Source organism: Faecalibacillus intestinalis, from assembly GCF_003024685.1.
Lineage (GTDB): Bacteria > Bacillota_I > Bacilli_A > Erysipelotrichales > Coprobacillaceae > Faecalibacillus > Faecalibacillus intestinalis.
The window spans coordinates 52,694-77,961 of record NZ_PYLQ01000007.1 but is presented as its reverse complement, the minus strand read 5'-3'; the positions used below and the strand labels follow the sequence as shown (position 1 = coordinate 77,961).

Annotated in this window: 29 protein-coding genes, 1 pseudogene and 1 riboswitch; of the genes and pseudogenes, 26 read left to right on the top strand and 4 right to left on the bottom strand. The window is 30.3% G+C overall.

The genetic code is table 11. From position 1 onward, the window contains the following. The first annotated feature begins 1 nt into the window (after window position 1). The 21 genes and pseudogenes from C7U54_RS06875 (at window position 2) to C7U54_RS06775 (ending at window position 17,135) form a co-directional block, all read left to right on the top strand. Window positions 2-838 carry a glycosyltransferase family 2 protein gene (locus C7U54_RS06875; protein WP_107029768.1) on the top strand — a complete coding sequence of 279 codons (837 nt, stop codon included), beginning with the start codon at window positions 2-4 and terminating at the stop codon, window positions 836-838. Between the two features lie 3 nt (window positions 839-841). Beyond that, window positions 842-1,999 (top strand): beta 1-4 rhamnosyltransferase Cps2T, encoded by a 1,158-nt coding sequence (gene cps2T, locus C7U54_RS06870; RefSeq protein WP_107029767.1) that lies wholly within the window; start codon window positions 842-844, stop codon window positions 1,997-1,999. A 61-nt stretch (window positions 2,000-2,060) separates the two neighbouring features. Then, entirely contained in the window at window positions 2,061-2,759 is a 699-nt protein-coding gene (locus C7U54_RS06865) for a hypothetical protein (protein ID WP_022001929.1), read from the top strand. A 49-nt stretch (window positions 2,760-2,808) separates the two neighbouring features. After that, a pseudogene (locus tag C7U54_RS15460) lies at window positions 2,809-2,958 on the top strand (GtrA family protein); the annotation flags it as partial. A 130-nt stretch (window positions 2,959-3,088) separates the two neighbouring features. After that, window positions 3,089-4,612: an ATP-binding protein gene (locus C7U54_RS06855; RefSeq protein ID WP_107029765.1), complete on the top strand. Its 1,524-nt coding sequence runs from the start codon at window positions 3,089-3,091 to the stop codon at window positions 4,610-4,612. 509 nt (window positions 4,613-5,121) lie between these two features. Further along, on the top strand, window positions 5,122-5,724 hold the full coding sequence (locus C7U54_RS06850; RefSeq protein ID WP_022001935.1) for an L-threonylcarbamoyladenylate synthase: 603 nt from the start codon (window positions 5,122-5,124) through the stop codon (window positions 5,722-5,724). Next, window positions 5,721-6,161 (top strand): ribose 5-phosphate isomerase B, encoded by a 441-nt coding sequence (gene rpiB / locus C7U54_RS14795; RefSeq protein WP_022001936.1) that lies wholly within the window; start codon window positions 5,721-5,723, stop codon window positions 6,159-6,161. The genes C7U54_RS06850 and rpiB overlap by 4 nt, the downstream gene beginning before the upstream one ends. Window positions 6,162-6,167: 6 nt before the next feature. Then, the gene (locus C7U54_RS06840) at window positions 6,168-7,406 is read left to right on the top strand and encodes a serine hydroxymethyltransferase (protein ID WP_107029764.1); all 1,239 of its coding nucleotides are present in this window, start codon (window positions 6,168-6,170) and stop codon (window positions 7,404-7,406) included. Between the two features lie 9 nt (window positions 7,407-7,415). Further along, window positions 7,416-8,042, top strand: coding sequence for a uracil phosphoribosyltransferase (gene upp / locus C7U54_RS06835; protein WP_107029763.1), 627 nt, complete (start codon window positions 7,416-7,418; stop codon window positions 8,040-8,042). After that, window positions 8,026-8,238, top strand: coding sequence for a hypothetical protein (locus C7U54_RS06830; RefSeq protein WP_032090885.1), 213 nt, complete (start codon window positions 8,026-8,028; stop codon window positions 8,236-8,238). The genes upp and C7U54_RS06830 overlap by 17 nt, the downstream gene beginning before the upstream one ends. Beyond that, window positions 8,235-8,600 (top strand): hypothetical protein, encoded by a 366-nt coding sequence (locus C7U54_RS06825; protein ID WP_107029762.1) that lies wholly within the window; start codon window positions 8,235-8,237, stop codon window positions 8,598-8,600. The genes C7U54_RS06830 and C7U54_RS06825 overlap by 4 nt, the downstream gene beginning before the upstream one ends. Next, complete coding sequence (locus C7U54_RS06820; RefSeq protein ID WP_107029761.1) at window positions 8,597-9,265, top strand: F0F1 ATP synthase subunit A; 669 nt, start codon at window positions 8,597-8,599, stop codon at window positions 9,263-9,265. The genes C7U54_RS06825 and C7U54_RS06820 overlap by 4 nt, the downstream gene beginning before the upstream one ends. Window positions 9,266-9,331: 66 nt before the next feature. Continuing rightward, entirely contained in the window at window positions 9,332-9,556 is a 225-nt protein-coding gene (gene atpE / locus C7U54_RS06815) for an ATP synthase F0 subunit C (RefSeq protein ID WP_022001942.1), read from the top strand. Between the two features lie 31 nt (window positions 9,557-9,587). Then, a complete protein-coding gene (gene atpF / locus C7U54_RS06810; RefSeq protein WP_032090883.1) occupies window positions 9,588-10,088 on the top strand; it encodes a F0F1 ATP synthase subunit B in 501 nt (166 codons plus the stop codon). After that, the gene (locus C7U54_RS06805) at window positions 10,088-10,621 is read left to right on the top strand and encodes a F0F1 ATP synthase subunit delta (RefSeq protein ID WP_022001944.1); all 534 of its coding nucleotides are present in this window, start codon (window positions 10,088-10,090) and stop codon (window positions 10,619-10,621) included. Before atpF ends, C7U54_RS06805 begins: the two co-directional genes overlap by 1 nt. 9 nt (window positions 10,622-10,630) lie before the next feature. Continuing rightward, the gene (gene atpA / locus C7U54_RS06800; protein ID WP_022001945.1) at window positions 10,631-12,154 is read left to right on the top strand and encodes a F0F1 ATP synthase subunit alpha; all 1,524 of its coding nucleotides are present in this window, start codon (window positions 10,631-10,633) and stop codon (window positions 12,152-12,154) included. After that, window positions 12,154-13,008 carry an ATP synthase F1 subunit gamma gene (gene atpG, locus C7U54_RS06795; protein ID WP_032090881.1) on the top strand — a complete coding sequence of 285 codons (855 nt, stop codon included), beginning with the start codon at window positions 12,154-12,156 and terminating at the stop codon, window positions 13,006-13,008. The genes atpA and atpG overlap by 1 nt, the downstream gene beginning before the upstream one ends. Window positions 13,009-13,018: 10 nt before the next feature. Continuing rightward, a complete protein-coding gene (gene atpD, locus C7U54_RS06790) occupies window positions 13,019-14,422 on the top strand; it encodes a F0F1 ATP synthase subunit beta (RefSeq protein ID WP_022001947.1) in 1,404 nt (467 codons plus the stop codon). Continuing rightward, a complete protein-coding gene (atpC, locus tag C7U54_RS06785; RefSeq protein WP_022001948.1) occupies window positions 14,415-14,813 on the top strand; it encodes an ATP synthase F1 subunit epsilon in 399 nt (132 codons plus the stop codon). The genes atpD and atpC overlap by 8 nt, the downstream gene beginning before the upstream one ends. Before the next feature lie 58 nt (window positions 14,814-14,871). After that, entirely contained in the window at window positions 14,872-16,101 is a 1,230-nt protein-coding gene (locus C7U54_RS06780) for an N-acetylmuramoyl-L-alanine amidase (protein ID WP_107029760.1), read from the top strand. Between the two features lie 23 nt (window positions 16,102-16,124). Beyond that, entirely contained in the window at window positions 16,125-17,135 is a 1,011-nt protein-coding gene (locus tag C7U54_RS06775) for an aldo/keto reductase (RefSeq protein WP_107029759.1), read from the top strand. Between the two features lie 59 nt (window positions 17,136-17,194). Here the strand turns inward: C7U54_RS06775 and C7U54_RS06770 are convergent, their stop codons facing one another. Next, on the bottom strand, window positions 17,195-18,559 hold the full coding sequence (locus C7U54_RS06770; RefSeq protein ID WP_241522583.1) for a coiled-coil domain-containing protein: 1,365 nt from the start codon (window positions 18,557-18,559) through the stop codon (window positions 17,195-17,197). 106 nt (window positions 18,560-18,665) lie between these two features. Then, entirely contained in the window at window positions 18,666-19,826 is a 1,161-nt protein-coding gene (locus C7U54_RS06765; RefSeq protein ID WP_022001952.1) for a C40 family peptidase, read from the bottom strand. Window positions 19,827-19,941: 115 nt separating this feature from the next. Here C7U54_RS06765 and C7U54_RS06760 point away from each other — a divergent pair, with 115 nt between their 5' ends. Continuing rightward, complete coding sequence (locus C7U54_RS06760) at window positions 19,942-20,949, top strand: glycoside hydrolase family 25 protein (RefSeq protein WP_022001953.1); 1,008 nt, start codon at window positions 19,942-19,944, stop codon at window positions 20,947-20,949. Between the two features lie 8 nt (window positions 20,950-20,957). Here the strand turns inward: C7U54_RS06760 and C7U54_RS06755 are convergent, their stop codons facing one another. Then, window positions 20,958-21,452 carry a GNAT family N-acetyltransferase gene (locus C7U54_RS06755; protein WP_022001954.1) on the bottom strand — a complete coding sequence of 165 codons (495 nt, stop codon included), beginning with the start codon at window positions 21,450-21,452 and terminating at the stop codon, window positions 20,958-20,960. Window positions 21,453-21,573: 121 nt separating this feature from the next. On the opposite strand from C7U54_RS06755, the gene acpP reads away from it, so the two are divergent. Beyond that, complete coding sequence (acpP, locus tag C7U54_RS06750) at window positions 21,574-21,801, top strand: acyl carrier protein (RefSeq protein ID WP_107029758.1); 228 nt, start codon at window positions 21,574-21,576, stop codon at window positions 21,799-21,801. Between the two features lie 37 nt (window positions 21,802-21,838). Here the strand turns inward: acpP and C7U54_RS06745 are convergent, their stop codons facing one another. After that, on the bottom strand, window positions 21,839-22,318 hold the full coding sequence (locus C7U54_RS06745) for a QueT transporter family protein (RefSeq protein WP_022001956.1): 480 nt from the start codon (window positions 22,316-22,318) through the stop codon (window positions 21,839-21,841). Window positions 22,319-22,392: 74 nt separating this feature from the next. Beyond that, a riboswitch (PreQ1 riboswitch) is annotated at window positions 22,393-22,439 on the bottom strand. 70 nt (window positions 22,440-22,509) lie between these two features. On the opposite strand from C7U54_RS06745, the gene C7U54_RS14955 reads away from it, so the two are divergent. The 3 genes from C7U54_RS14955 (at window position 22,510) to C7U54_RS06730 (ending at window position 25,193) form a co-directional block, all read left to right on the top strand. Further along, window positions 22,510-23,313: a YARHG domain-containing protein gene (locus tag C7U54_RS14955; RefSeq protein ID WP_206603602.1), complete on the top strand. Its 804-nt coding sequence runs from the start codon at window positions 22,510-22,512 to the stop codon at window positions 23,311-23,313. Between the two features lie 243 nt (window positions 23,314-23,556). After that, window positions 23,557-24,303: a PTS transporter subunit EIIC gene (locus C7U54_RS06735; RefSeq protein WP_107029757.1), complete on the top strand. Its 747-nt coding sequence runs from the start codon at window positions 23,557-23,559 to the stop codon at window positions 24,301-24,303. A 122-nt stretch (window positions 24,304-24,425) separates the two neighbouring features. Continuing rightward, window positions 24,426-25,193, top strand: coding sequence for a DeoR/GlpR family DNA-binding transcription regulator (locus tag C7U54_RS06730; RefSeq protein ID WP_107029756.1), 768 nt, complete (start codon window positions 24,426-24,428; stop codon window positions 25,191-25,193). Window positions 25,194-25,268: the final 75 nt, after the last annotated feature.

Genomic DNA, 25,268 nt, shown 5'->3' with positions numbered 1-25,268 from the left:
TATGGATGTGTCAGTTATTATTCCTATTTATAAAGGAAATGGATATATAGAATCTTTATTAAATAAAATAGAGAAAAATTATCAAGAAAGTCAAAAAGAAATAGAGGTTATTTTTGTTAATGATTATCCTGATGAAGAAATTATTTTAGGTAGTCAACATGATTTTCCAATTAGAATTATTAATAATGAAATGAATCAAGGAATTCATCAAACAAGAATCAATGGTTTAAAAAAAGCGTTAGGTAAATATATTTTATTTTTAGATCAAGATGATGAAATTAGTGATTTTTTTATTAAAAGTCAATTAGAACATATTGGAGATGCAGATTTATGTATCGCTAATGGCATTATGGAATCAGAAAATGGAAAGTGTTTGATTTATAAAAATAGATGCTCTCAAAACTATTTAAAGAAACAAATAGGATTTATTAAAGTGAGAGATTTAATTGTTTCACCAGGCCATTGTTTAATTAAAAGAACAAGTATACCAGAATATTGGACAAAGCATGTCATGTCTGTTAATTCGGCAGATGATTACTTTTTATGGCTTTTGATGATTGAAAATAAATGTCAATTTAATGTGAATTATGATGTATTATATACCCATAAGTATACTGGAGAAAATGTTTCAGGGAGTATAGACCAAGTGCATAAGTCTAACATGGAAATGGTTGATTTATTAAAAGAATATTGTCATAATGTCAATGTTGATTTATTGAAAAGAACTATTACATATAAATATGATATGAAAAAACAAGGAAAATTAGTTCCATCAATAAAAAATATAGATTTATTTTTATATAATACAATCTATCAATTATTATGGAAAGGTATGTAAAATATGAAAAATGTATTTATTATAGGGAGTAAAGGAATACCTGCTAATTATGGTGGCTTTGAAACCTTTGTCGAATATTTAACAAAGTATAAGGTCAGTGATGATATTAAGTATCATGTAGCTTGTTTGTCTGATCATGAAGAAGAATTTGAACATAATCAAGCAAGATGTTTTAAAGTACAAGTGCCTAATATTGGACCAGCAAAAGCAGTTTATTATGATATTGCAGCTTTAAAAGCAGTTTATCAATATGTTGTTGATCATAATATTGAAGAGGGGATTGTTTATATTTTAGCTTGTCGTATTGGTCCATTTTTAAAGAAATATGTTAAAATGTTTCATACTAAAAATATTCAAGTTTTTGTTAATCCTGACGGTCATGAATTTAAAAGAGCTAAATGGAATTGGTTTATTAGACAATATTGGAAATTATCTGAAAGATTGATGATTAAAAATGCGGATTATGTCGTTTGTGATTCACAAAATATTGAAAAGTATATTCAAGAAGATTACAAAAAGTATCAACCCCAAACAACATTTATCGCTTATGGAGCAGATGTTGTTGATAACAGTGATGAAGAAAAATTTGAAGTATGGGCTAAGGAACATGAGATTTCAAAAAATGAATATTATCTTATTGTAGGACGTTTTGTTCCTGAAAATAATTATGAAACAATGATTAGAGAATTTATGAATTCTAATACAAAAAAAGATTTAGTGATTGTTACTGGATATCAAGAAAGTAAGTTGTATCATATTTTAAATAACAAGTATCATTTTGAAAATGATCAAAGAGTTAAATTTGTAGGTACAATTTATGATGATGCATTATTAAAAAGTGTAAGAAAAAATGCTTTTGCTTATTTACATGGTCATGAAGTAGGAGGAACAAATCCTTCTTTATTAGAAGCCTTAGGTTCTACTTCTTTAAATCTTTTATTAAATGTTGGCTTTAATCAAGAAGTAGGTTTAGATTCATGTATTTATTGGGGTAAAGAAAAGAATAATTTAAAACATCTTATAGAACATGTTGAAACATTTGATCAAGATTATATTGATACTTTAGGAAAAGCTGCTAAAGATAGAGTTAAAAATGCTTATAGTTGGACAAAGATTGTTTCAGACTATGAAAGCCTGTTCTTAAGAAAAAAAGATTTGTAGATAATTGTAATTTGTTATATAGTATAAAAGAAGAAAAGAAAAATATCGTGGAGGAACAACTATGTTTAAAAAAATAGTCGCTCTATTAATGACATGTGTTTTATCAATGTCATTAGTAGGATGTAGTACTAGTGATTCTAGTGATAAAACAACAACTAAGAAACCTGCTACATCAAACAGCATTAAAATTAAAGATGTTAATGATTTCCAAGAAGCTGATGGATTAATCAAATATTTTACAATTGATGATAAAAAAATAGCAATTCCTGAAACAGTAGGAGAATATGCAAATTATTTATCACAAGTTGGAACTGTTACATTAAATGATACAGGTGATAAAGTAGAAGATGTTGAATTAGATGCTAACGGTATTTCATCAATGGCAGCATATCTAAATGTAGAATTAGATAGTGGTGATGTTGCACATTTCTATTTAAGATATGAAAATCCAACTAAAAAAGCTATTAGTGTAGCAGAAGCATCTGTAACGTTTATTGAAGTAAAATATGATGAATACGCTGAAGAAGAATACGATAAAGCAGCTAAAGATGTTGTTGTAGAAACAAGTGAAGGATCGTTAGCTTTAAATAATAAAGTAAAATATGCACAAGTTAAAAAGGTTTTAGGTGAACCAAACCAAGAAACGGATGGTAGATTCCATTATTCAAATGATGCAGGATATAAATACATGTTTGATTGCTGTAACGAAAATAGAAATGGAATTTTTAGAGGATTTAGTATCGAATATCCAAGTAAATAATAAATATTTCATAGCAGGATAAGTTATCCTGCTATAATTTTTTTGTTCTAGGTTAGCAACAGGAATCATGGATATGGTGTTAATGTGGTTCTTAGTGAATTTTAATATTGTTAATGATGTTGTTGCTAAAGTTGTTGTCAATGTTATTGTTGTTATCTTAAATTATATTTTAAGTAAGTTAGTTGTATTTAAGAAATAATGAGGTTTCTGAGTATTCAGTGCCTTTTTCTTTTTGCTAAAATAAGCTATTTTTTTAGAAGTAAAAATAGTATAATTTATACAATATATGAACATATATTATATATGATCAAAAGAAAGGAATAATCTTTGTGGAAAAACTATTTGATTTAGATGAATTTGATTCATATAAAGAAGATAATCGAAGAGAAGTAAAAAGTGCTAAGAATGGTTTACCAAACTCCATTTGGGAAACGTATTCTGCTTTTTCAAATGGATATGGTGGAGTTATTATTCTAGGGGTAATAGAAAATAAAGATGGGACATGGTTTACTTCAGGATTAGATGCTGACAGTTGTCAAAAATTAATTAAACAATTTTGGAATGATATTAATAATAGACAAAAAGTAAGTATTAATTTATTACGAGATGATGATGTAGAAGTTTATAAAAAAGAAGATGATCAAATTATTGTGATTCATGTTCCAATGGCAAGAAGGGAAGAAAAACCTGTCTATATTAATAATAATTTATTTCATGGAACATATAGAAGAAATCATGATGGTGATTATCATTGTACACGTTTGCAAGTTAAAACAATGTTACGTGACCAAGCAGAAAAAACAATGGATATGGAAGTGCTAGATGATGTTCCATTAGAAGATTTAAACTATGAAACAATCCAAGGTTATCGAAATAGACATCAAGTATTAAATGCAGGACATCCCTTTGAAAGATTAAATAATGATGAATATTTAAGAAGCATTGGTGCAGCAGCAATTTCAAAAGAAGATCATCAATTACATCCTACAGCAGCAGGAATGTTGATGTTTGGAAATGAGTATAATATTGTACGTCATTTTCCAGATTATTTTTTAGATTATCGAGAAGTTTTAGATCCATCTATTCGTTGGACTGATCGTTTACAATCAAGTTCAGGTGAATGGTCTGGAAATATATGTGACTTTTATTTTAGAGTCTATAATAAAATCATTAAAGATGTTAAAGTTCCTTTTTCAATGAAAGGAGGGGACAGGATAGACGATACACCTGTCCATAAAGCACTTCGTGAAGCATTGGCTAATTGTTTGATTAATGCAGATTACTATGGGACAAGGGGGGTTGTTATTAAAAAAGATCAAAATCAAATTGTTTTCGAAAATCCTGGATATATTAGAACCGGAAAGGAACAAATGAGAAAAGGTGGGGAATCTGATCCTCGTAATAAAACTCTTATGAAAATGTTTAATCTTGTAAACATAGGTGAACGTTCTGGAAGTGGTGTTCCTAATATCTTCAATACATGGGAAGATCAAGGATGGAAAGAACCTGTTATTGAAGAAAGGTTTGATCCTGATCGAACTATCTTAACACTTGAATTTGTAGATAAAACAAACAAAGAAAAAGCGGCGAAGAAAAGTGGCGAAGAAAAAACGGCGAAGAAAAGTGGCGAAGAAAAAACGGCGAAGAAAAAAATAACAAATAAAACAAAAGAAAAAATGATAAAAATAAAAGAATATCTTAGTGAAAATAAAGAAGCAAAAACAAAAGATATTGCAGAATATATTGGTTTAAAACATTCTAGAACGAGAGAGATTCTTTCACAAATGGATTCTGTAGAATCAATTGGTACAAACACAAATAGAAAATATAGGTTAAAAGATAGTCAAAAATAGAATTGTCTTTAAAGATGAAATAAAATGTAATATATATGAAAAGAGTTCTCAAATAGATTCATTGCTATGATGATTTATTTCAAAATTTATTAAAAAGTAATCACAAACTTGTCAGCATAGGTGATTACTTTTTTTGTTCATTTTTGGTTTAAATAAAAAACAACTCTCATTAAACAGAGTTGCTTTTTAAATGCCTCCTTTCTAAACACAAGTAAAATCTCTATATTAAACTGAGAACGCGAAATGTGTTTTTAAGATATGATCTCAGATTTTTTATTTTCTGTGTGTCGGTAGTGAAATATCTTTTTTTAAATTTTATTTGTATAGAGATTTCACTGTTATTTTATATAAAATAGGTTGATTTTTGCTTGTTTAGGGAAAATTAAAGAAATAGTGGGAAAATCGTTAAGAAATATGCTAAATATTTTATTGAAAGAGATAAATATCCAGGGATAAGGGTATCATTTTAAATAATAAAATAGTATAATATCACAAAATGAGGTGGAATCATGGAAACAGTTTTGGTAGAAAAAAAGAACATAAACGAGGTTGTTGAATTATTAAAACAAGATGAGGTTGTGGCTTTTCCTACCGAGACTGTTTTTGGCTTAGGTGTGAAGTTTGGAAATCTTTCGGCACTTGAAAAAATCTATGAAATTAAACATAGAAGTCATAGTAAAGCAGTATCTTTGATGATCTATGATTCTCAAGATATAGAAAAATATGCTTATGTAAATACAAATGCTCAAAAATTGATTGATGAATTTATGCCGGGAATGATAACTCTTGTTTTAAAAAAGAAATCAATTTTATCAGATGATTTTACAGCGGGATTAGAAACGATAGGTATAAGAATACCTGATGATCCATTTGTATTAGAATTATTGAAAAGAGTAGGGCCAATGTTAGTAACAAGCGCTAACATTTCAGGTCAAGAGACACTTTTAAATGATTTAGATGTGTATCATGAATTTAATGGGAAACTAAAGATGATCGTCAAAGGAAAATGTCAAAATACTCTAGCAAGTACAGTGGTAAAAATTGATGATGATGTAACAATATTACGTCAAGGTTGTATTAGTGAAGAAAAAATCATGGAGGTATTGAAGTGAAAATTGCAATGGCATGTGACCATGGTGGTCTCAGATTAAAAAATGTATTAAAAGATGATTTAGAAAAAAATGGTTATGAAGTTGTAGATTTTGGTACATACACAGAAGAAAGCTGTGATTATCCAGATTATGCTTCTAAAGCAGCAAAAGCTGTTGCTGATGGAACGTGCGACAAGGGGGTTGTTGTATGTGGAACTGGAATTGGTGTCAGCATTACTGCCAATAAAGTAAACGGAATTCGTTGTTCATTATGTCATGATGTATTTAGTGCAAAAGCAACACGTCAACATAATGATTCAAACATGTTAGCAATGGGGCAACGTGTTATAGGGGAAGGCTTAGCTTTAGAAATCTTACATGCATGGCTTGAAAGCGAATATGAAGGCGGAAGACATGATGCAAGAATTCAAAAAATGATGGCTTTAGAAAAGGAGTAATAAATAATGAAAGATACACAATTATTTGAAAGTGTTGAAAGAGAATTAAATAGACAAAGAAATAACATTGAATTGATTGCTTCAGAAAACTTTGTTTCTGAAGAAGTATTACAATTAGCTGGATCAGTTCTTACAAATAAATATGCTGAAGGATATCCAGCAAAAAGATATTATGGGGGATGTCAATTTGTTGATGAAGTTGAAGAACTTGCAAGACAAAGAATTTGTGAAATTTATGGGGCAGAACATGCTAATGTTCAACCACATAGTGGGGCACAAGCTAATACTGCAGTTTATTTAGCTTTATTACAACATGGAGATAAAGTGTTAGGTATGTCACTTGCTGATGGGGGACATTTAACACATGGGCATCCATTGAACTTTTCAGGAATCAACTATGAATTTTATAGCTATGGTGTTTCAAAAGAGACAGAAACAATTGATTATGAAGCTTATAAAAAACAAGTAGAAGAAATTAAACCAAAACTCGTTGTTGCTGGAGCAAGTGCTTATAGTAGAATTATTGATTTTGAATTTATGGCTAAAGTTGCTCATGATAATGGCGCATTATTTATGGTAGATATGGCTCATATCGCTGGACTTGTAGCTGCTGGCGTTCATCCATCACCATTTCCATATGCTGATATTGTCACAACAACAACACATAAAACATTAAGAGGACCTCGTGGTGGTGTCATCATGTGTAAAAAAGAACTTGCTGCAGATATTGATCGTGCAGTTTTCCCAGGTATGCAAGGTGGACCATTAATGCATATTATCGCTGCTAAAGCACAATGTTTCTATGAAGTACAACAACCAGAATTTAAAGACTATGCAAAACAAATTATCAAAAATGCTAAAGCAATGGAAAAAGTCTTTAAAGAAGAAGGGTTCAGATTGGTTGCTGGAGGAACAGATAACCACTTATTACTTGTTGATGTTAAAGCAAGTTGTGGTATTTCTGGTAAAAAAGCACAACGTTTACTTGATGAAATCAATATTACAGCTAATAAAAATGCAATTCCTTTTGATACAGAAAAACCATTCAAAGCTTCAGGAATTCGTATTGGAACACCAGCGATGACAACTAAAGGATTCAAAGAAGAAGACTTTGAAGAAGTTGCAAGAATCATTGCTTATCGTTTAAAAAATGAAGAAACAGATGAAATTAAAGAAGAATGTTTAAAACGAGTAGCAAAACTTACTGAAAAGGTTACAATGTATTCAAATATTAAATATATTTAGGAGGCAAATATGTCAGTAACAATATTAGATCATGCTTTAATTCAACATAAATTAACAATTATGCGTGATAAAAATACATCAACTTATATTTTTAAACAAAACTTAGATGAAATTGCTAAACTTATGGCATTTGAAGTAACACGCAATGTTTCATTAAAAGATAAAGCAATTGAAACACCTGTTTGTCCAATGGTGGGAAAAGAAATGGATCAACAAATTATTCTTGCACCTATTTTACGTGCAGGAATTGGTTTAGTTGATGGTTTTAGAGATATTATTCCAACAGCTAAAGTTGGACATATTGGAATGGAAAGAGATGAAGAAACTTTAATTCCACGTGAATATTATGCTAAATTTCCAAAAGGTCTAGAAGATGCTTTAGTCATTGTTTTAGATCCAATGCTAGCAACTGGTGGAAGTGCTAATATGGCAATTGAAAATATTAAACAAAGAGGAGCAAGAAAAATCAAACTTGTTTGTTTAGTAGGAGCACCAGAAGGAGTTAAAGCGATTCAAGAAGTACATCCTGATGTTGATATTACACTTGCAGCATTAGATGAAAAATTAAATGAGCATGGTTATATTGTTCCTGGACTTGGAGATGCCGGAGATCGTTTGTTTGGAACAAATGAATAATAAAGAGAAGCTTTTTAAAGATTTGCTTTATGCATTGACATTATCAGGTAAAATATTTGGAACTTTAATAGCTGGCGTCATATTGGGTTTATATTTGGATAGTATATTACTAACCAAACCTCTTCTGACGCTAGTATTTCTTGTTTTAGCGTTTATAGAAGTGATGAGAACATTATTAAAAGGTGGAAAATCATGAATGAAAAGTTAGTTTTTAAGAAATCATTTTTTATTTTTTTGATAGGTTTTATCGTTTTTTCAATTATTGGTTTGACGATGAAATCTATCAGTTATCCGCTAGGTTTTTTGCTTGGATATTTATTTAATCTCGCAATTTTTTATGTTATTATTATCACGTCTGATATGATATTGAACTTAAAAAGATCTACAAGTTTAATTATCTTATTAAATATAGTCAAACTTGCAATTTATGCGATTGGTTTTTTAATTGCTATTTTTATTCCAAAATGGTTTAATCTGATGGGTGTTCTTTTTGGATATATGGTCATTAAAATAACCATATATATTGTAAGTTATCAAATGAAGGGGGTGAAAGGGTGAGTAACTTCTTAGATTCTTTACAGGTAGAATTAATCTTTTCATTGATTATTATGGTGGTGATGGCTATTTTCTTTATTTATGCCGGAAAAAAATTTGCAACTGCTGATCCAACAGCAAGACCTAAAGGTGTTGTTTTAGTTGTTGAAACAGGTGTTAAAATGATTTACGACTATTTAAAAAGTATCATGCCAAAGAAATTTGAAAAGAGCTATTATCCATACTTTGCAATGCTCTTTGCATATTTGATCATTGCCAACTTAAGTGGATTATTAGGATTTGAAGCACCAACTTCAAATTATTCTATTACTCTTGCATTAACAACAATTACATTCTGTTTAATTCAGTTTAATGCAATCAAAAAACAAGGATTATTATCTTACATTTGGGGTGCTGTATGGCCACCAACAAACTTATTAAGTATTCTTTCGCCATTGATTTCGTTATCAATGCGTTTATTTGGGAATATTTTAAGTGGATCGATCCTTATGTATTTAGTTTATCAATTAACAGGTTATATTTCAGGGTTATTGATCAACTTTAACTTTTTAGGACCAGTGATTGCTCCTTGGCTACATTGTTATTTTGATGTCTTTGCAGGATGCATTCAAACATTGGTATTCGTTACATTATCATCTATCTTGATAATGATGGAAAATCCAGATTAAGTTCTTTACTAGCTTGCTAGTTAAGATATAAATGAAAAATGAACTATTTTTTAGGAGGAAAAAATTATGGTAAAAGGTTTAATTGCTATTGCAGCAGGTCTTGCTGTATGTGCAGGTTTAGGAACAGGGATTGGTGAAGGGATTGCTGCTAGTAAAGCTGTAGAAGCTGTTGGTAGAAACCCAGAAGCTGAAGGTAAAATCCGTACTATGATGATCTTAGGGATTGCCTTATCAGAAACAGTTGCCATCTATGGTTTATTAGTTTCTTTAATCTTATTATTCGTATATTAATAATTGAAAATCTGACAAAGGAGGAATAAAGATGCCAGATATAGCAGGAAAATTATTCCCTAATCTTACAACACTGATTGTTCAATTATTATCTACAGGAGTTTTGTTACTTATTTTTAAGAAGTTTTTATGGAAAAATGTCATGGAATATTTTGCTAAAAGAGCAGATTACATAGAATCTACAATCAATGAGGCAAAAGAAATGAATGAAAAAGCTTCTGTAAATTTAGAAACAGCTGAAAAAGAAGCACGTGAAGCGGCAAGTAAATATCGTGAAATTCTTGATCAAGCAAAAGATGATGGTCAAAAAGTGAAACAACAAATTATTGACCAAGCAAACGAAGAAGCAAGAGCTAAAATTGAACAAGCACAAAAAGAAATTGAAACAGAAAAGAAACAAGCTCAAGCAGATATGAAACAAGAAATTGTGGATGTTGCTATTGAGGTTGCAACTAAAGTGATGAACAAAGAAATGAATGAAAAAATCAACAAAGGATTAGTAGAAGAATTTGTTGATGATGTGGTTAACTAATGAGTGTTGTTGGCGATAGATATGCTGAATCTTTATTTGATTTAGCAAAAGAAGAAAATCAAGTCACTCAATATCTTGATGACATCAAATTAGTTGGTGAGGTTCTAGATAGTGATCCTCAAATTGTTCAATTCTTTAATCACGTTCTTATTGAAAATGATAAAAAGATTCAATTATTGGATCAATCATTTAAAGGGAATGTTGATCAATATGTTTTAAATTTCTTAAAACTATTAGTGCAATCAAGAAGAATTCGTTATATTGATGATATTGTTAAATCTTATATTAATTTATCAAATCAATATTTAGGTATAGAAGAAGGTATGATCTATACACCTTATGAATTAACTGATCAACAAATTCAAGATATAGAAAAAGCAATCAGTCAAAAAGAAAACAAAAAGGTTACTTTAAAAGTATCTATTGATCCATCATTATTAGGTGGTATTAAAGTTCAAATTGCTAACCGTATTTATGATGGAACAATTAAAAATAAAGTAGAAATGCTTAAAAAAGAACTATTAAGAAAGTAGGTGGAAATAGTGGGGCTTAGACCAAATGAAATTAGTGCTTTAATTAAAGAACAAATTAAGCATTATGACGATATCATTGAACAAAAAGATGTCGGAACAGTCGTGACTGTTGGTGATGGTGTAAGTGTTATTCATGGGTTAGATAATGCCATGTTAGGTGAATTATTACTTTTCCCAAATGATGTTTACGGAATGGTCATGAACTTAGATGAAGATAGTGTAGGAGCCGTACTACTTGGATCTGAAAGTACGATTAAAGAAGGAGACGAAGTTAAACGTACTGGAAGAATTATTGAAGTCCCTGTCGGGGATGAAATGTTAGGAAGAGTTGTTAATCCATTAGGACAAGCAATCGATGGTCAAGGTGAAATCAATACTGGTAAAACTAAACCAATCGAACGTGTTGCTAGTGGGGTAATGACAAGAAAATCAGTTGATCAACCATTACAAACTGGTATTACATCAATTGATGCTATCATTCCTATCGGTAGAGGTCAACGTGAGTTAATTATCGGTGACCGTCAAACAGGTAAAACTGCAATTGCTATTGATACAATTTTAAACCAAAAAGGACAAAACATTTATTGTGTTTATGTTGCTATTGGACAAAAGAATTCAACAGTTGCACAAGTTGTTGAAAAATTACGTCAAGGTGGAGCAATGGATTATACATGTGTTGTTTCTGCCGGAGCGAGTGAACTTGCACCAATTCAATATATTGCACCATATGCTGGATGTGCAATTGCTGAACATTGGTTAGATGAAGGAAAAGATGTTTTAATTGTTTATGATGATTTATCGAAACATGCGGTAGCTTATCGTACAATGTCGTTATTATTAAAAAGACCACCAGGACGTGAAGCTTATCCAGGGGATGTCTTCTATTTACATTCAAGATTACTTGAACGTGCTTGCCGTTTAAATGAAGAAAATGGTGGAGGATCAATTACTGCTTTACCAATCATTGAAACACAAGCTGGGGATATTTCAGCATATATTCCAACAAACGTTATTTCAATTACTGATGGACAAATCTTCTTACAACAAGAATTGTTCAACTCTGGATTTAGACCAGCTGTAGATACAGGATTATCTGTATCACGTGTAGGTTCTACTGCACAAATTAAAGCGATGAAACAAGTATCTGGTTCATTAAAACTTGAACTTGCTCAATATGCAGAAATGCAAGCTTTCGCACAATTTGGTTCTGACTTAGATGCTGCTACTAAAGCAACATTGGATCATGGGGCAAAAGTACGTGAAGTATTAAAACAAGCACAATACTCACCACGTAGTGTACCAACACAAGTCATTACTTTATTTGCATTAAAATATGGTTATACAAAACAAATAGCTGTAGAAAAAGTAAAAGAATTTATGGATGGTTTAGTAGAAAATATTCAAATGGCTCATCCTGAATTTATTACTGAAATAGAAACTCAAAAAGTGATTTCAAATGAATTAGAAGCGAAGATGAAAGAAGCAACAGGCGCTTATGTTGATCAATTCTTAAAAACACAAGGGGCTAACTAATGCCTGGATCAATGCAAGAAATTAAGCGTCGTATTAAATCCGTTGAATCTACTAAAAAGATTACAAAAGCAATGGAATTAGTTGCGACATCTAAACTTCGTAAAACAAGAAATCAACTTGATGAATTAAAACCTTATTATCAAGGTGTTAGACAAACATGTGCAGAAATTTTAGCTTCTAATAAAGGGTTAAAAGATTCTGCCTATCTCGCTGAAAATAAAGTAGATAAAGATGTTTATATTGTTATTTCTTCAAGTTTAGGATTATGTGGTGGATATAATGCCAATGTCTTTAAAGAAATTAGTCAACAAATTAAAGATGAAGATTATGTTTACTCAATTGGAAGTAAAGGAACAAATTATTTCCGTAGAACGCATCAAGGACCAATCAATACTGATTTTGCTTCATTAAATTCAACATTAGCTTTTGATGAAGTGACTAAATTAGTAAAAAGTGTCACAGATCTTTATATTAATAAAGAAGTGGGAAGTATAAAAATCATTTATACTGAATTTGTTAATAACTTAACATTTAAACCACGTACAGTAACACTTTTACCAATTGATACAAATGAGTTTGAAAATATTGAAATTACCAATAAATTCACTATTTTTGAACCAAGTCCTGAAGAAGTTTTAGATAGTTTAATACCAATGTATTTACAAGCTGTCGTTTATGGCTATCTTGTTGAAAGTGTGACAAGTGAAAATGCGTCACGTAGAACTTCAATGGAAAATGCTACAGATAACGCAGAAGAATTAACAGAACAATTATTATTAAAATACAATCAAGCTCGTCAAACAGCAATTACTAATGAAGTTAGTGAAATTGTTGCTGGAGCTAATGCGCAATAAGGAGGTCAATATGGCAAATATTGGGAAAATAATTAGTGCCCGTGGGCCAGTTATTGATATTGCATTTGCTAGCGAAGATAAATTACCTCGATTAAATACAGCAATTCGTATTCAAAATGGTGAAGAAGAATTAGTCGTAGAAGTTGCTCAACACATTGGAGATGATGCAGTAAGATGTATCGCCATGGGACCAACTGATGGGGTAGTAAGAGGAATGGATGCTGTTGATACAGGTCACCCAATTTCAGTTCCAGTAGGAAATGATACATTAGGACGTATGTTCAATGTTTTAGGTGAACCAATTGACGGTAAAGGTGAATTAGGAAATGATGTTCCACGTATGCCTATCCATAGATCTGCGCCAACTTATGCAGAACAAATGACAACTACAGAAATCTTTGAAACAGGAATTAAAGTTGTAGACTTAATTTGTCCTTTTATCAAAGGTGGTAAAATTGGGTTATTCGGTGGTGCCGGAGTAGGTAAAACAGTATTGATCCAAGAATTTATTAACAATATCGCAACACAACATGGTGGGTTATCAGTATTCGCCGGTGTTGGAGAACGTAGCCGAGAAGGTAACGATTTATACTATGAAATGAAAGAAAGTGGCGTTTTATCTAAAACATCACTTGTCTTTGGACAAATGAACGAACCTCCAGGAGCACGTTTACGTGTTGCCTTAACTGGTTTAACAATGGCTGAACAATTCCGTGATGGACAAGGTCAAGACGTGTTATTATTCATTGATAACATCTTCCGTTTCACACAAGCAGGTTCAGAAGTTTCTGCCTTACTTGGACGTGTACCATCACAAGCAGGATATCAACCAACTCTAGCAACTGAAATGGGTGCTTTACAAGAACGTATTACATCAACTAAAAAAGGATCAATTACATCAGTACAAGCGGTCTATGTACCAGCCGATGACTTAACTGACCCTGCACCAGCAACAACATTTGCTCACTTAGATGCTAAAATCGTCTTGGATCGTTCAATCGCTGCTTTAGGTATTTACCCTGCAGTAGATCCACTTAACTCTTCATCAAGAGCCTTAGATCCATTAGTTGTAGGTAAAGATCATTATGAAGTAGCTCATGGTGTTCAACAAATCTTACAACGTTATCAAGAATTACAAGATATCATCGCAATTCTTGGGATGGATGAATTAGGTGATGAAGATAAATTAATCGTTGCACGTGCAAGACGTGTACGTAACTTCTTATCACAACCATTTACAGTAGCTAGTCAATTTACTGGTTTAGATGGAAAATATGTCCGTGTAGAAGATACTGTTCAAGGATTTAAAGAAATTCTTGAAGGTAAATGGGATCAATTACCTGAACAAGCATTCCATAATGTTGGTACTATTCAAGAAGCTGTAGAAAAGGCTAAACAAATCGAAAATGACTAAATTTAAGCTAAAAATTATTACACCTCAAGGTATTTACCAAGAAGTGGAAATTGATCAGATAAATCTTGATACAACTGCTGGACAAATAGGTATTTTAGCTCATCATATTCCACTAGCAAGTGGTGTAAAAGTGTCTCAAATGAATTATATTATTGATGGAAAAAGAACATATTTTTCTGTCGCAGGTGGTTTCATTTATGTAAATGAAACAGAAACAACTTTAATTGCTAATGCAATTGAATCACAAGAAGAAATTGATTTAGAAAGAGCACAAGAAGCAAAAAGAAGAGCTGAAGAAAGACTTAAAATACAAAACGATGAAATCGATATGTTAAGAGCACAAGCAGCTTTGCAACGTGCAATTACACGTATTCATGTCAAAGGTTTATAGAGAAGAACTTCCATTCTTCTCTTTTTTTTGTATAATAGTTTTAAGGAGAAAAAAGAATATGAAAAAGAAGTTTATAGGAGTTATTGGGATTGTTATCGTGGTGATAGTGGGAGGTATTTATTATCTTACACGAGAAGAAAAAATTGAATTATCATTAAAAAATAAAAAAGAGATTATTGTAGAATATGGAAATACAGTTCAATATTCATTTGATGATCTTATTCAAACAAAAGACATAGATAAAGATAAGTTGAAAGAAATAAAAAAAGAAATAAAAATAACAGATAATCTAAAAAATGAAGATCAAAAAGATTATCCAGCAATTGGAAGCTATACAATAAATATTAAATATCAAGATCAAAAACTAAAAAAGAAAGTGATTGTTAAAGATACTACAGCTCCTGTTTTTAATGAAATAAATGAAGTTTCATTTGAAGAAGGAACAGAAAATTATGATTTTAATCAAGAAATCAAAGCAACAGATTTAAGCAATGTTGATTTACAATATGATTTATCTTCATTAGATGTAAATAAAGCAGGGGATTATCAAATAAAAGTATTTGCGAAAGATAGTTCAGGAAATCAAGCAGAAAAAGAAATAACTGTACATGTAAAAGAAAAACCTAAACAAGAATTATCAGCAGCTAAGATTTATCATGGCGGAGGAAAAGTGATTTGTATTGATGCAGGACATCAAGCACGAGGAAATAGTTCATTAGAACCTAATGGACCAGGTTCATCGACAATGAAAGCAAAAGTGACAACAGGGGCAACAGGATGTGTAACAGGGAAAACAGAATCACAAATCAACTTAGAAGTGGCACTTAAATTACAAGAAGCTTTATCAAATCAAGGTTATACTGTGGTTATGTGTCGTACATCACAAAATGTCGATTTATCTAATGCTCAAAGAGCTCAAATGGCAAATGAGGCAAATGCAGATGCATTTATTCGTTTACATTGTGATTCAAGTGAATCATCTTCTTCTACAGGAACGTTGACACTTGCGCCTTCAACTTCTAATAGATATTGTGCAAGTATTGCAAGTCAATCACAATCACTTTCAAAAAGTATTGTGAATAATATTTGTAAGGCAACAGGTTCTAGAAATAGAGGAGTTTCAATTGTTGATAATATGACAGGTTTAAATTGGTCAAAAGTTCCTGTTACTATTGTAGAAATGGGATTTTTATCAAATCCAGGAGAAGATCGATTACTTTCAAGTGAGGATTATCAAAATAAAATTGTTCAAGGAATTGTAAATGGAATTGGTGAATATTTAAGTTAAGATTAGAAAAAGAGGAAAAAGTAATGGAAAAAGTTACATTAGGGAGAACAGGAATTACAGTGAATCGTAATGGTTTTGGGGCATTACCAATTCAACGAGTAACTGGAGAAGATGCAACAACAATTTTAAGAAAGGCATATGATCAAGGAATTCGTTTTTTTGATAGTGCAAGATGGTATAGTGATAGTGAAGAAAAGCTAGGAAATGCATTAAGTGATGTTAGAAAAGATATTTATATTGCAACGAAGACAGGATCTACTACAGTAGAAGGTTTTTGGAAAGACTTAGAAACAAGTTTAAATAATTTAAAAACAGATTATATTGATATTTATCAATTTCATAATCCTTCATTTTGCCCTAAACCAGGAGATGGTACAGGTTTATATGAAGCTATGTTAGAAGCAAAAGCTCAAGGAAAAATACATTTTATAGGTTTAACGAATCATCGTTTACCAGTAGCTATAGAAGCTTGTGAAAGTGGATTATATGATACAATTCAATTTCCATTTAGTTATTTAGCTGATCAAAAAGATATTGATTTAGTACATAAATGTAAAGAACACAATATTGGTTTTATTTGTATGAAAGCATTATCTGGAGGTTTAATTAATCGTTCTGATGCAGCATATGCTTATTTAGCACAATTTGATAATGTCTTACCAATATGGGGAATTCAAAAAGAAAAAGAATTAGATGAATTTATTTCTTATCAAACAAAAGCACCCGAACTTACTCAAGAAATTAAAGATTTAATTGAACATGATCGTAAAGAGTTAGCTGGTGATTTTTGTAGAGGATGCGGTTATTGTATGCCTTGTCCAAAAGATATCCAAATTAACCAATGTGCTAGAATGTCTTTAATGTTAAGAAGAGCACCAGCAGCAAGTTGGCTTAATGATCATTGGCAAAATGAAATGAAAAAAATAGAAGAATGTTTAAATTGTGGAAAATGTATGACAAAATGTCCATATCATTTAAACACACCTGAATTATTAAAGAAAAATTATAAAGATTATAAAACATTCTTAAAATAAAAAGGTAGACGAAATTCGTCTACCTTTTTTCTTTATAAAGAAAAAGGCCCAGATGGACCTTATGAGACATGTCTAATTGTTATAATTCTTTTATAGTAATAAGAACCAGGTTGAAAATCACTAATTTTAACACAAGCATTTGGATCATTTCCAAAAGTATGCGATCCGCCACCACCACAGTGAATTAAACTTCTAGTACCATCACTATTCAACATTACAATTCCAATATGTGTAACTGATCCAGTTCCAAAGCAAGCTAAATCACCAGTTTGTGAATTTGACCAGCTTACCCCTGAAAACATAGATGAATAACCTGCTGCGGTTGTTCTACCTACAGATTTTCCTGCATGGTTTAAACAATAATAGACTAATCCAGAACAATCAAACATATTTGGTCCATTTGCACCCCAATAATAACGACATCCTAATTTTGAACGAGCTACTTCATAAATTTTATATCCAAGATTAGAAGATGTTGTGTTATTTGTGTTAGAATTGTTAGTGTTATTGTTTGTATTACTATTAGAGTTATTATTACTTGAATTATTATTATTGTTGTTATTTGAATTATTATTACCAGTATTATTTGAATTATTGCTATTTGTATTATTTGATGCTGGTGGAGCAGGTCTAGCTGTTGATGGTTTTGTTTCATAAGCTTCAGCATTGAATTTATCAATAGCAGCAGCTAATGATTCACTTGCAGCACCATAATCATATATAGCATCTTGCGTAGAAGCAATTTGTTTTCTTTGTTCTTCTAATAATGTTTCATATTGTACTTGAATAGCAGCTTGTTCTTTCTTTTGTTCTTCTAAAACAGCTTTTGCGTTTTCTAAAGTAACTTTTTGATTTTCAATTTCCTTTTTCTTTTCTAACATTTGAGCAATCAAATCTTGGTCACTTGAAGTAAGTGTATTGAAACTATCTATTCTAGATAACATATCAGTAAAATTATCAGCCCCAAATATATAATTGATAAAAGTATTTTCATTCATATAAGATTGCATGACATACATACGATCTTTTATTTCTTGATTATCTTTATCTATATCTGCTTGGGCATTTTGTATAGATGTTTCAACATATTGAATTTCAGCTTCTTTAGATGAAATATCCGAATTTAATGAATTTAGCTTTTTTTGAACACTGTCTAATGTTTGCGTTGTACTCGCCGCAGCACTTTTTTGATTTTCTAAATCTTTTTTTAACTTCTTATTTTTAGCTTTGAGATAGCTGTTGAATTCTTCGCATGTTTTCTTATTACTATTTGTTAGTTTTCCACTTGCACATAGTGACATATATTTTGATTCATCTTTTGAAAAATCAATAGCTTCTACAGGTTTTATACAATAGCATGTTGATACAAGCATTGTAGATGCAACAAATCCTACAAAATATTTTTTAATTTTCAAAAAAAACACCCCCTCATATTATTTATACCTCACTTTCTAAAAAAAGTAAATAAAAGTTGTTTTTATACAAAATAAAAACCTTTAAGCTTATAAACTTAAAGGTTTTAAGTCATTACTAATAAGGTCTAACTGCACAAGTAAATCTACTTACATTAGATGCAATCTTAACAACATCACCTGTTTGTGGTGCATGAATATATTGACCATTACCAATATAAATACCTACATGTCCACTTTTCCATAAGATATCTCCTGGTTGAGCTTGACTTAATGGAATAATTGCTCCAGATTGACCTTGAGATCCAGAATAGTGATCAAGTGAAACACCTGCTTGTGCATAACACCACATAACCAAACCAGAACAGTCAAATGAATTAGGTCCACTTGCTCCCCATACATAAGGACAACCTAATTTAGAATAAGCAGCAGCTACAACTGTAGAACCATACTTATTTGTAGTAGGAACATTTGTAGATGGTCTAATAGTTGTGGAACCACTACTGCTACTACCTGATGAAGATGATTGAGTAACAACGACTGATGATAAGAATGAATCTAATGAACTTTGAGTATCAGAAATTTTAGATTGTTCACTTTCAGCAGATGCTAAATCTTTTTGTTGTTTAGCTAATAGATCTTCATATTGAGTTTGTAAAGTATATTGTTCGTTTTGTTGAGAAACAATATTTGCTTTTACTGTTTCAATAGTTGCTTTTTGAGATTCAACTTGCTTCTTTTCATCAGCAATTTTTTCTACTAATTCTTTATCGAATTGAGTGATTTCATTGACACTATCAATTCTTGAAAAGAAATCAGAGAAGTTTGAAGCACCAAAAATAAATTCAATATAACTATTACTATTATTGTATGATTGCATAGCATACATACGTTCTTTAACTTCGTTTTCTTTAGCTGTGATACTTGCTTCTAATGATTTAATTGAACTTTCCAAATAGTTGATTTCTTGTTGCTTTTGTTCAATTTGGTTATTTAAATCAGCAATTTTAGAAACAACGTCATCTAATGAACTTTGAGTATCTGAAATTTTAGATTTAGATTCATCAATAGAACTTTGTAACTGATTGTTTTTCTTTTTTAAGTATGAATTAAATTGTTTACAAGTATTATAATTACTATTAGATAAACTTTTACTAGAACAAAGTTTCATATATTTATCTTCTTGTCCTTCAAAGTTTACTGCATGAACTTGACTTGTAGAACAAAAAAAGGATACTAACAAAGTAAAACAAATCATGGAGATTAAACTCTTTTTCATAACTATAATTCCTCCCGTAGCTATTATCTTATTTTTTTAACCAAAAGTAAATATAAACAACGATAATAATAACATTTTTGACATTGTGACATATTTTATAATGAGGTGAAAAATTTTGGTAAAACATGGAATTGATGTTTCTAAATTTCAAGGGTTGATTGATTGGCAAGAAGTTAAAAAACATATTGATTTTGCAATCATTAGATGTGGGTATGGAAGTAATCTGGAAAGTCAAGATGATCCGTATTTTAAAAGAAATGCGGATGAATGTACACGTTTAAAAATCCCTTTTGGGGTTTATTTATATTCTTATGCAACCAATGAAAGAGAAGCTCTATCAGAAGCTAAACATGTATTAAGACTCGTAAAGGATTATCAAATGGCCTATCCTGTTTATTATGATTTAGAAGATAATAATACAACAGGAAGACAAAGTAATCAAACAATAGCGAATATTGCACAAACATTTGCTCAAAGACTCGAACAAGAAGGTTACTATGTAGGAATGTATGCATCATTGTTTTGGTTTAGAACTAAACTTACAAGTCCAATCTTTAATGAGTATACAAAATGGATTGCAAGATATAATGATGAACTTAATTATGATGGAGAATATGGTATGTGGCAATATAGCGCTACAGGAAATGTTTTAGGAATTGATACAATGGTGGATCTAAATTATGCCTATAAAGATTTTCCACAAATCATCGAAGAAGGTGGTTATAATAATTTTTCTAATACGAATTTAACAAGGTATAAGATAGGCGATGAGGTAGAATTTCACCATGTATTTTTAACAAGTGAATCTACGCAGCCATTAATGCCATATCGTCATTTTGGAATTATTACGAGAATTGTTCAAGGTGCTAGAAATCCCTATCTTATAGGACAAGATGCCGGCTGGGTCAATGATCAGGTCATAGAAAGAAAGATAAGATATTTAAGTGCACCTGATTATACAGGCAATAGTTTTACAGATGCATTGCGTTCTATTCAAGAAGATGCTTCTTTTGCTAATAGAACAAAATTAGCTAAATTAAATGGAATAGATAATTATACAGGTTCACAAAGGCAAAATGATGAATTATTAAGATTACTTAAAGAAGGAAAATTAAGGACATAAAAAAGAGCTTAGATTCTTTTTTCATAAGCTCTTCTTAAAGCACCACTTTTTAAAGTGATTTCTCCACAATATTTAAAACCATATTTAGTTAAAAAACTTTGCATAGAAAGATTATCATGATGTGTATCCATTCTAACACTATGATAATCTGGATACATAGCAACTACTTGATCTAAAATCGTAGAAGCTAATCCTTTTCCTTTATATTCATTATCAACAGCAATACGATGTACACATATATAAGGACAATTTAAAATCCATTTTCCTTCAATACGGTTATAAGCAGGTTCTCCATGAATCGTTACCATACACGTTCCTAAAATAACACCGTCTTCTTCTAAAACATAAGCTTCATTATTTTCTATATCTTTTTCAATTGTTTCTTCATTAGGATATCCATCTTGCCATTGATCAATATCATTATTTTTGAAATAAGTTTTTGCTTGATTAATAATGTCAATGACACGTGAAATATCTTCGATTTTCGTTGGTCTTAAAATCATTATTTTACCTCCCAAACATACTTTCCTAAATGATATAGACTTTTAGTTTGTTTGTCAAATTGTTTTGTTTACAAATCAAAAGCATTTGTTATAATAGCTTTATACAGAAGGAGGAAATAAAATGGTACTTGATCAAATCAAAGAAATTTTAAAAGATACAATGGATATTGATGAATCAAAAATTACTTTAGATGCTAAATTAAAAGAAGATCTAGAATTAGATTCATTAGATTCAGTTGAATTAATCATGTCTGCTGAAGAAGAATTTGGAATTGAAATTCCTGATGAAGACGTTATGAATTTTAAAACAGTAAACGATATAGTAACCTATATTGAAGAACATAAATAAAAGCTATAACAAGCATTTCGCTGTTATAGCTTTTTTACTATTCTAAAATATAGTTATTCATAAGTTTTTTATTTTTTTCTAAACATTTAAATAAGAATGCTCCAATAATTAAAACAATAAATTCACCAATGAAAACATAGAATGCATTAATCATAAATGGTAATTCTAAAGCTAGATAAAGTTCTAAACCAACGATTAAACCATTGACAACCCCACCAATTAAAGCTCCAGCAAAAACATTTTTAACATAATACATACCAAGACAAGCAATCAATGTTGCAGCTGTTCCAAAACAAATGTCATATAATCCCATTGGAGATGCAAGGTTTGCAAGCAAACATCCAATAGTAAGTCCTGGAATAAATTTCTTGTTGTAACATGCAAGTAAAACAATAATTTCAGTTAAGCGCATTTGCACTGCTCCATAAGCAATTGGTGAAATCAAAATTGTTAAAACTGCATAAGCAGCACCAATCATGGCATTCATTACAATTAATTGTACCTTTTTATTATTCATTTGTAGTCCTCCTCTTCTAAAGTACAGTTAGAAGCCAAATAAAATAAAAAAGATGACAGAGCCATCTTCATTACTTATTCTTAGTTTTTTATACTGGGTTTGGCTCTCGAACCAGTCTTTGACATTATACTAAAACGGGTAGTGAAAATCAATATATTTTATTTTATAATAAAGGTAAGGAGATGATGATTATGTTATGTCCAAAATGTCATAGTTTACTAACAAAAGGAGCCAAATATTGTGATATTTGTGGAACAAGAATATCGCAAGAGGATATCCAAGTAGAAGAAGTAGGTTCAAGGGTTAAAAATAGAGAAAAACATAAAAAAGAAGTGCGTAAAAAAACTAAAATTATTATTTTAGGAATCATAGCACTTGTCGTGGTGATTGCTATGTTAGGATTTATTTTATTTTTTAAAGGAAATGAACCATCTTATTCACCAGATAATCTTGTTAGTCAACATGTTGAAAAACCATTGCATTTAGAAAAAAGTAAAGTTACATTAAATATTGGAGATGAATATACTATTCAAACTAATCTTAAATGTACTTATCAATCGAAAAATGAAAAAATATGTATCGTAGATACAAATGGTAAAATTACGGCTTTATCATCAGGTAAGACAAAAGTAATTTGTACTAGTGAATCAGGTAAAGAAAAAGCCCTTCAAGTTATTGTAAATGAAAAAATAGAAACAACAGTAGAAGAAAATACAGATGAGGATGAATATATATTTGCTCATAGTGATACAGAACTTCTTACAGAAGCTGATTTAGAAAATAAAGATGATTTTCAGTTACGGTTAGGACTTAATGAAATTTATGCCAGACATCATTGTACGTTTAAAACACCTGAGATTGCAGACTATTTTAAATCTAAAAGTTGGTATAGTGCAGATGAAACTTTGACATCAGAAATGATGAATAATCATATGTCAGAATATTTTAATGAAATTGAATTAAAAAATATTTCCTTTATTCAAGCACATCGATGAAAATAATTTGCATACACTAAATCATAAATGAAAAAATATATGAAAATAGTTATCAAAATCTATAAATTTCATTTTCAATTCATAAAAGATATGTAAAATGAAAATGTAATCAAAGAAGATTATAAAGTCATTCTTCTCTTAGATATTTTTTTGACAACTATATTCATTGAATGACGTAGGAAAAGTAAGCGACGCCCGTTTACTTTTCCTTTTTTCGTTCTTTGGAAAACAAGATGCATTAAAATGCCTGATCAAGTTCCACCAGTTGTATCTCGTGCATTCGAAGTTTTAGTACCAGCTATTTTAACATTGATCATTACTGCTTGTATTGGATCAGCGTATTATAACATAACAGGTTTATATTTAAATGATATTATTAAAAACAGTATCCAAGATCCTTTAGGAAGCTTAGATGCAACTGTTCCTGGTTTTATTATTTTATATTTAGTAATCATGTTATTCTGGTTAGTAGGTATTCATGGTAATAATATGGTATCAGCTGTTAAAGAATCAATCTTTACTCCATTAGCACTTGAAAAATTCAACAGAGGTGAAAAAACAACAAACATTATTAATATGTATGCTATTCAAATGTGGGGTGAAATTGGTGGTTCTGGATGTACATTAGGTTTAGTTATTGCTATCTTTATTTTCTCTAAACGTGAAGATAACAAAGCAATCGCTTCATTATCATTAATTCCAGGATTATTCGAAATCAACGAAACAGTTACATTTGGTATTCCATTTGTATTAACATCAATCGTTCTTGAAATCGTAGGTTATGTATTAACAATTATTGGATTCTGTCCAGTTGCATGTTTAACAGTACCTTGGACATGTCCATCATTGATCTTTGGATTCTTGGCAACAGGTGCAAATATTATGGGTGCAGTAACTCAAGCAATTTTAATTGCAATTTCTGTAGTTATTTACACATCATTCTTAATTTCTTACGAAAAATATCAAAACAAACAAGCTGTAGAAGCTTAATAGAGCTTGGAGAAATCCTAAGTTTTTTTTATAATAAATAAAAAGTATGTTTAAAACGCAACTAATCGCAAGTTGCGTTTTTGTATATAGGTAGCTATAATCTCTTCAAGGAGTGATGAAATATGGCTATTACTGCAACAAAAAGATTACAAGAAATTGTTGATTTATTAGATCAAAAAGGATATGTCAAAGCAAAAGAACTTTCCCAAAAATATCAAGTAAGTATGGAAACAATTCGTAAAGATTTAACTTTTTTAGAAGAAAAAGGAGTTGTTAAAAAAGAATATGGTGGAGCAACACTTGCAACGTTAGGAACAGAAAAAAATATCGAATTTAGAGAAAAACAAAAATATGATGAAAAAAAAGAAATTGCACGTTGTATTTCTTCAATATTAATGGCACATAATAGTATGATCATTGATTCAGGAAGTACTTGTCAAAGTTGTTGTTCATATATTAATTTAATGCCTTCAAAAGATATTTTTACGGTTTCTATAGGTGCATTTGAACAATTAGATGGAAATTTACATAATGTGTTTTTAACTCCTGGTAAAAAAAGAGAAAAAAATCAATCAATAGTTGGACATTGGAGTGAAGAATATCTAGATAAAGTTCAAGTAGATGTCTGTGTTTTAGGAACTTCTGGATTATTAAATAGTGATGGACCAACATGTCATTCCTATCAAGAATTAGGAGTTAAAAAGAAAATGATTGAAAAAAGTGATTATGTTTTTGTGGTTGCTGATAGTAGTAAGTTTCAAGAAAAAGGATTATATACAGTTTGTTCTTGGGAAGAAATCGATGGTATTATTACGGATCATCGCATCTCAACAAAAGTATATGAAGATTTAAGTCAAAAGGTTTCTGTTTATATTGGAAAAAAAGAATAAAAATTTTTCAAAATAAAAAGTGATTTTTTTAAGATATTTGAAAATAAATTATAAAGTATTCTATAACACTATTTA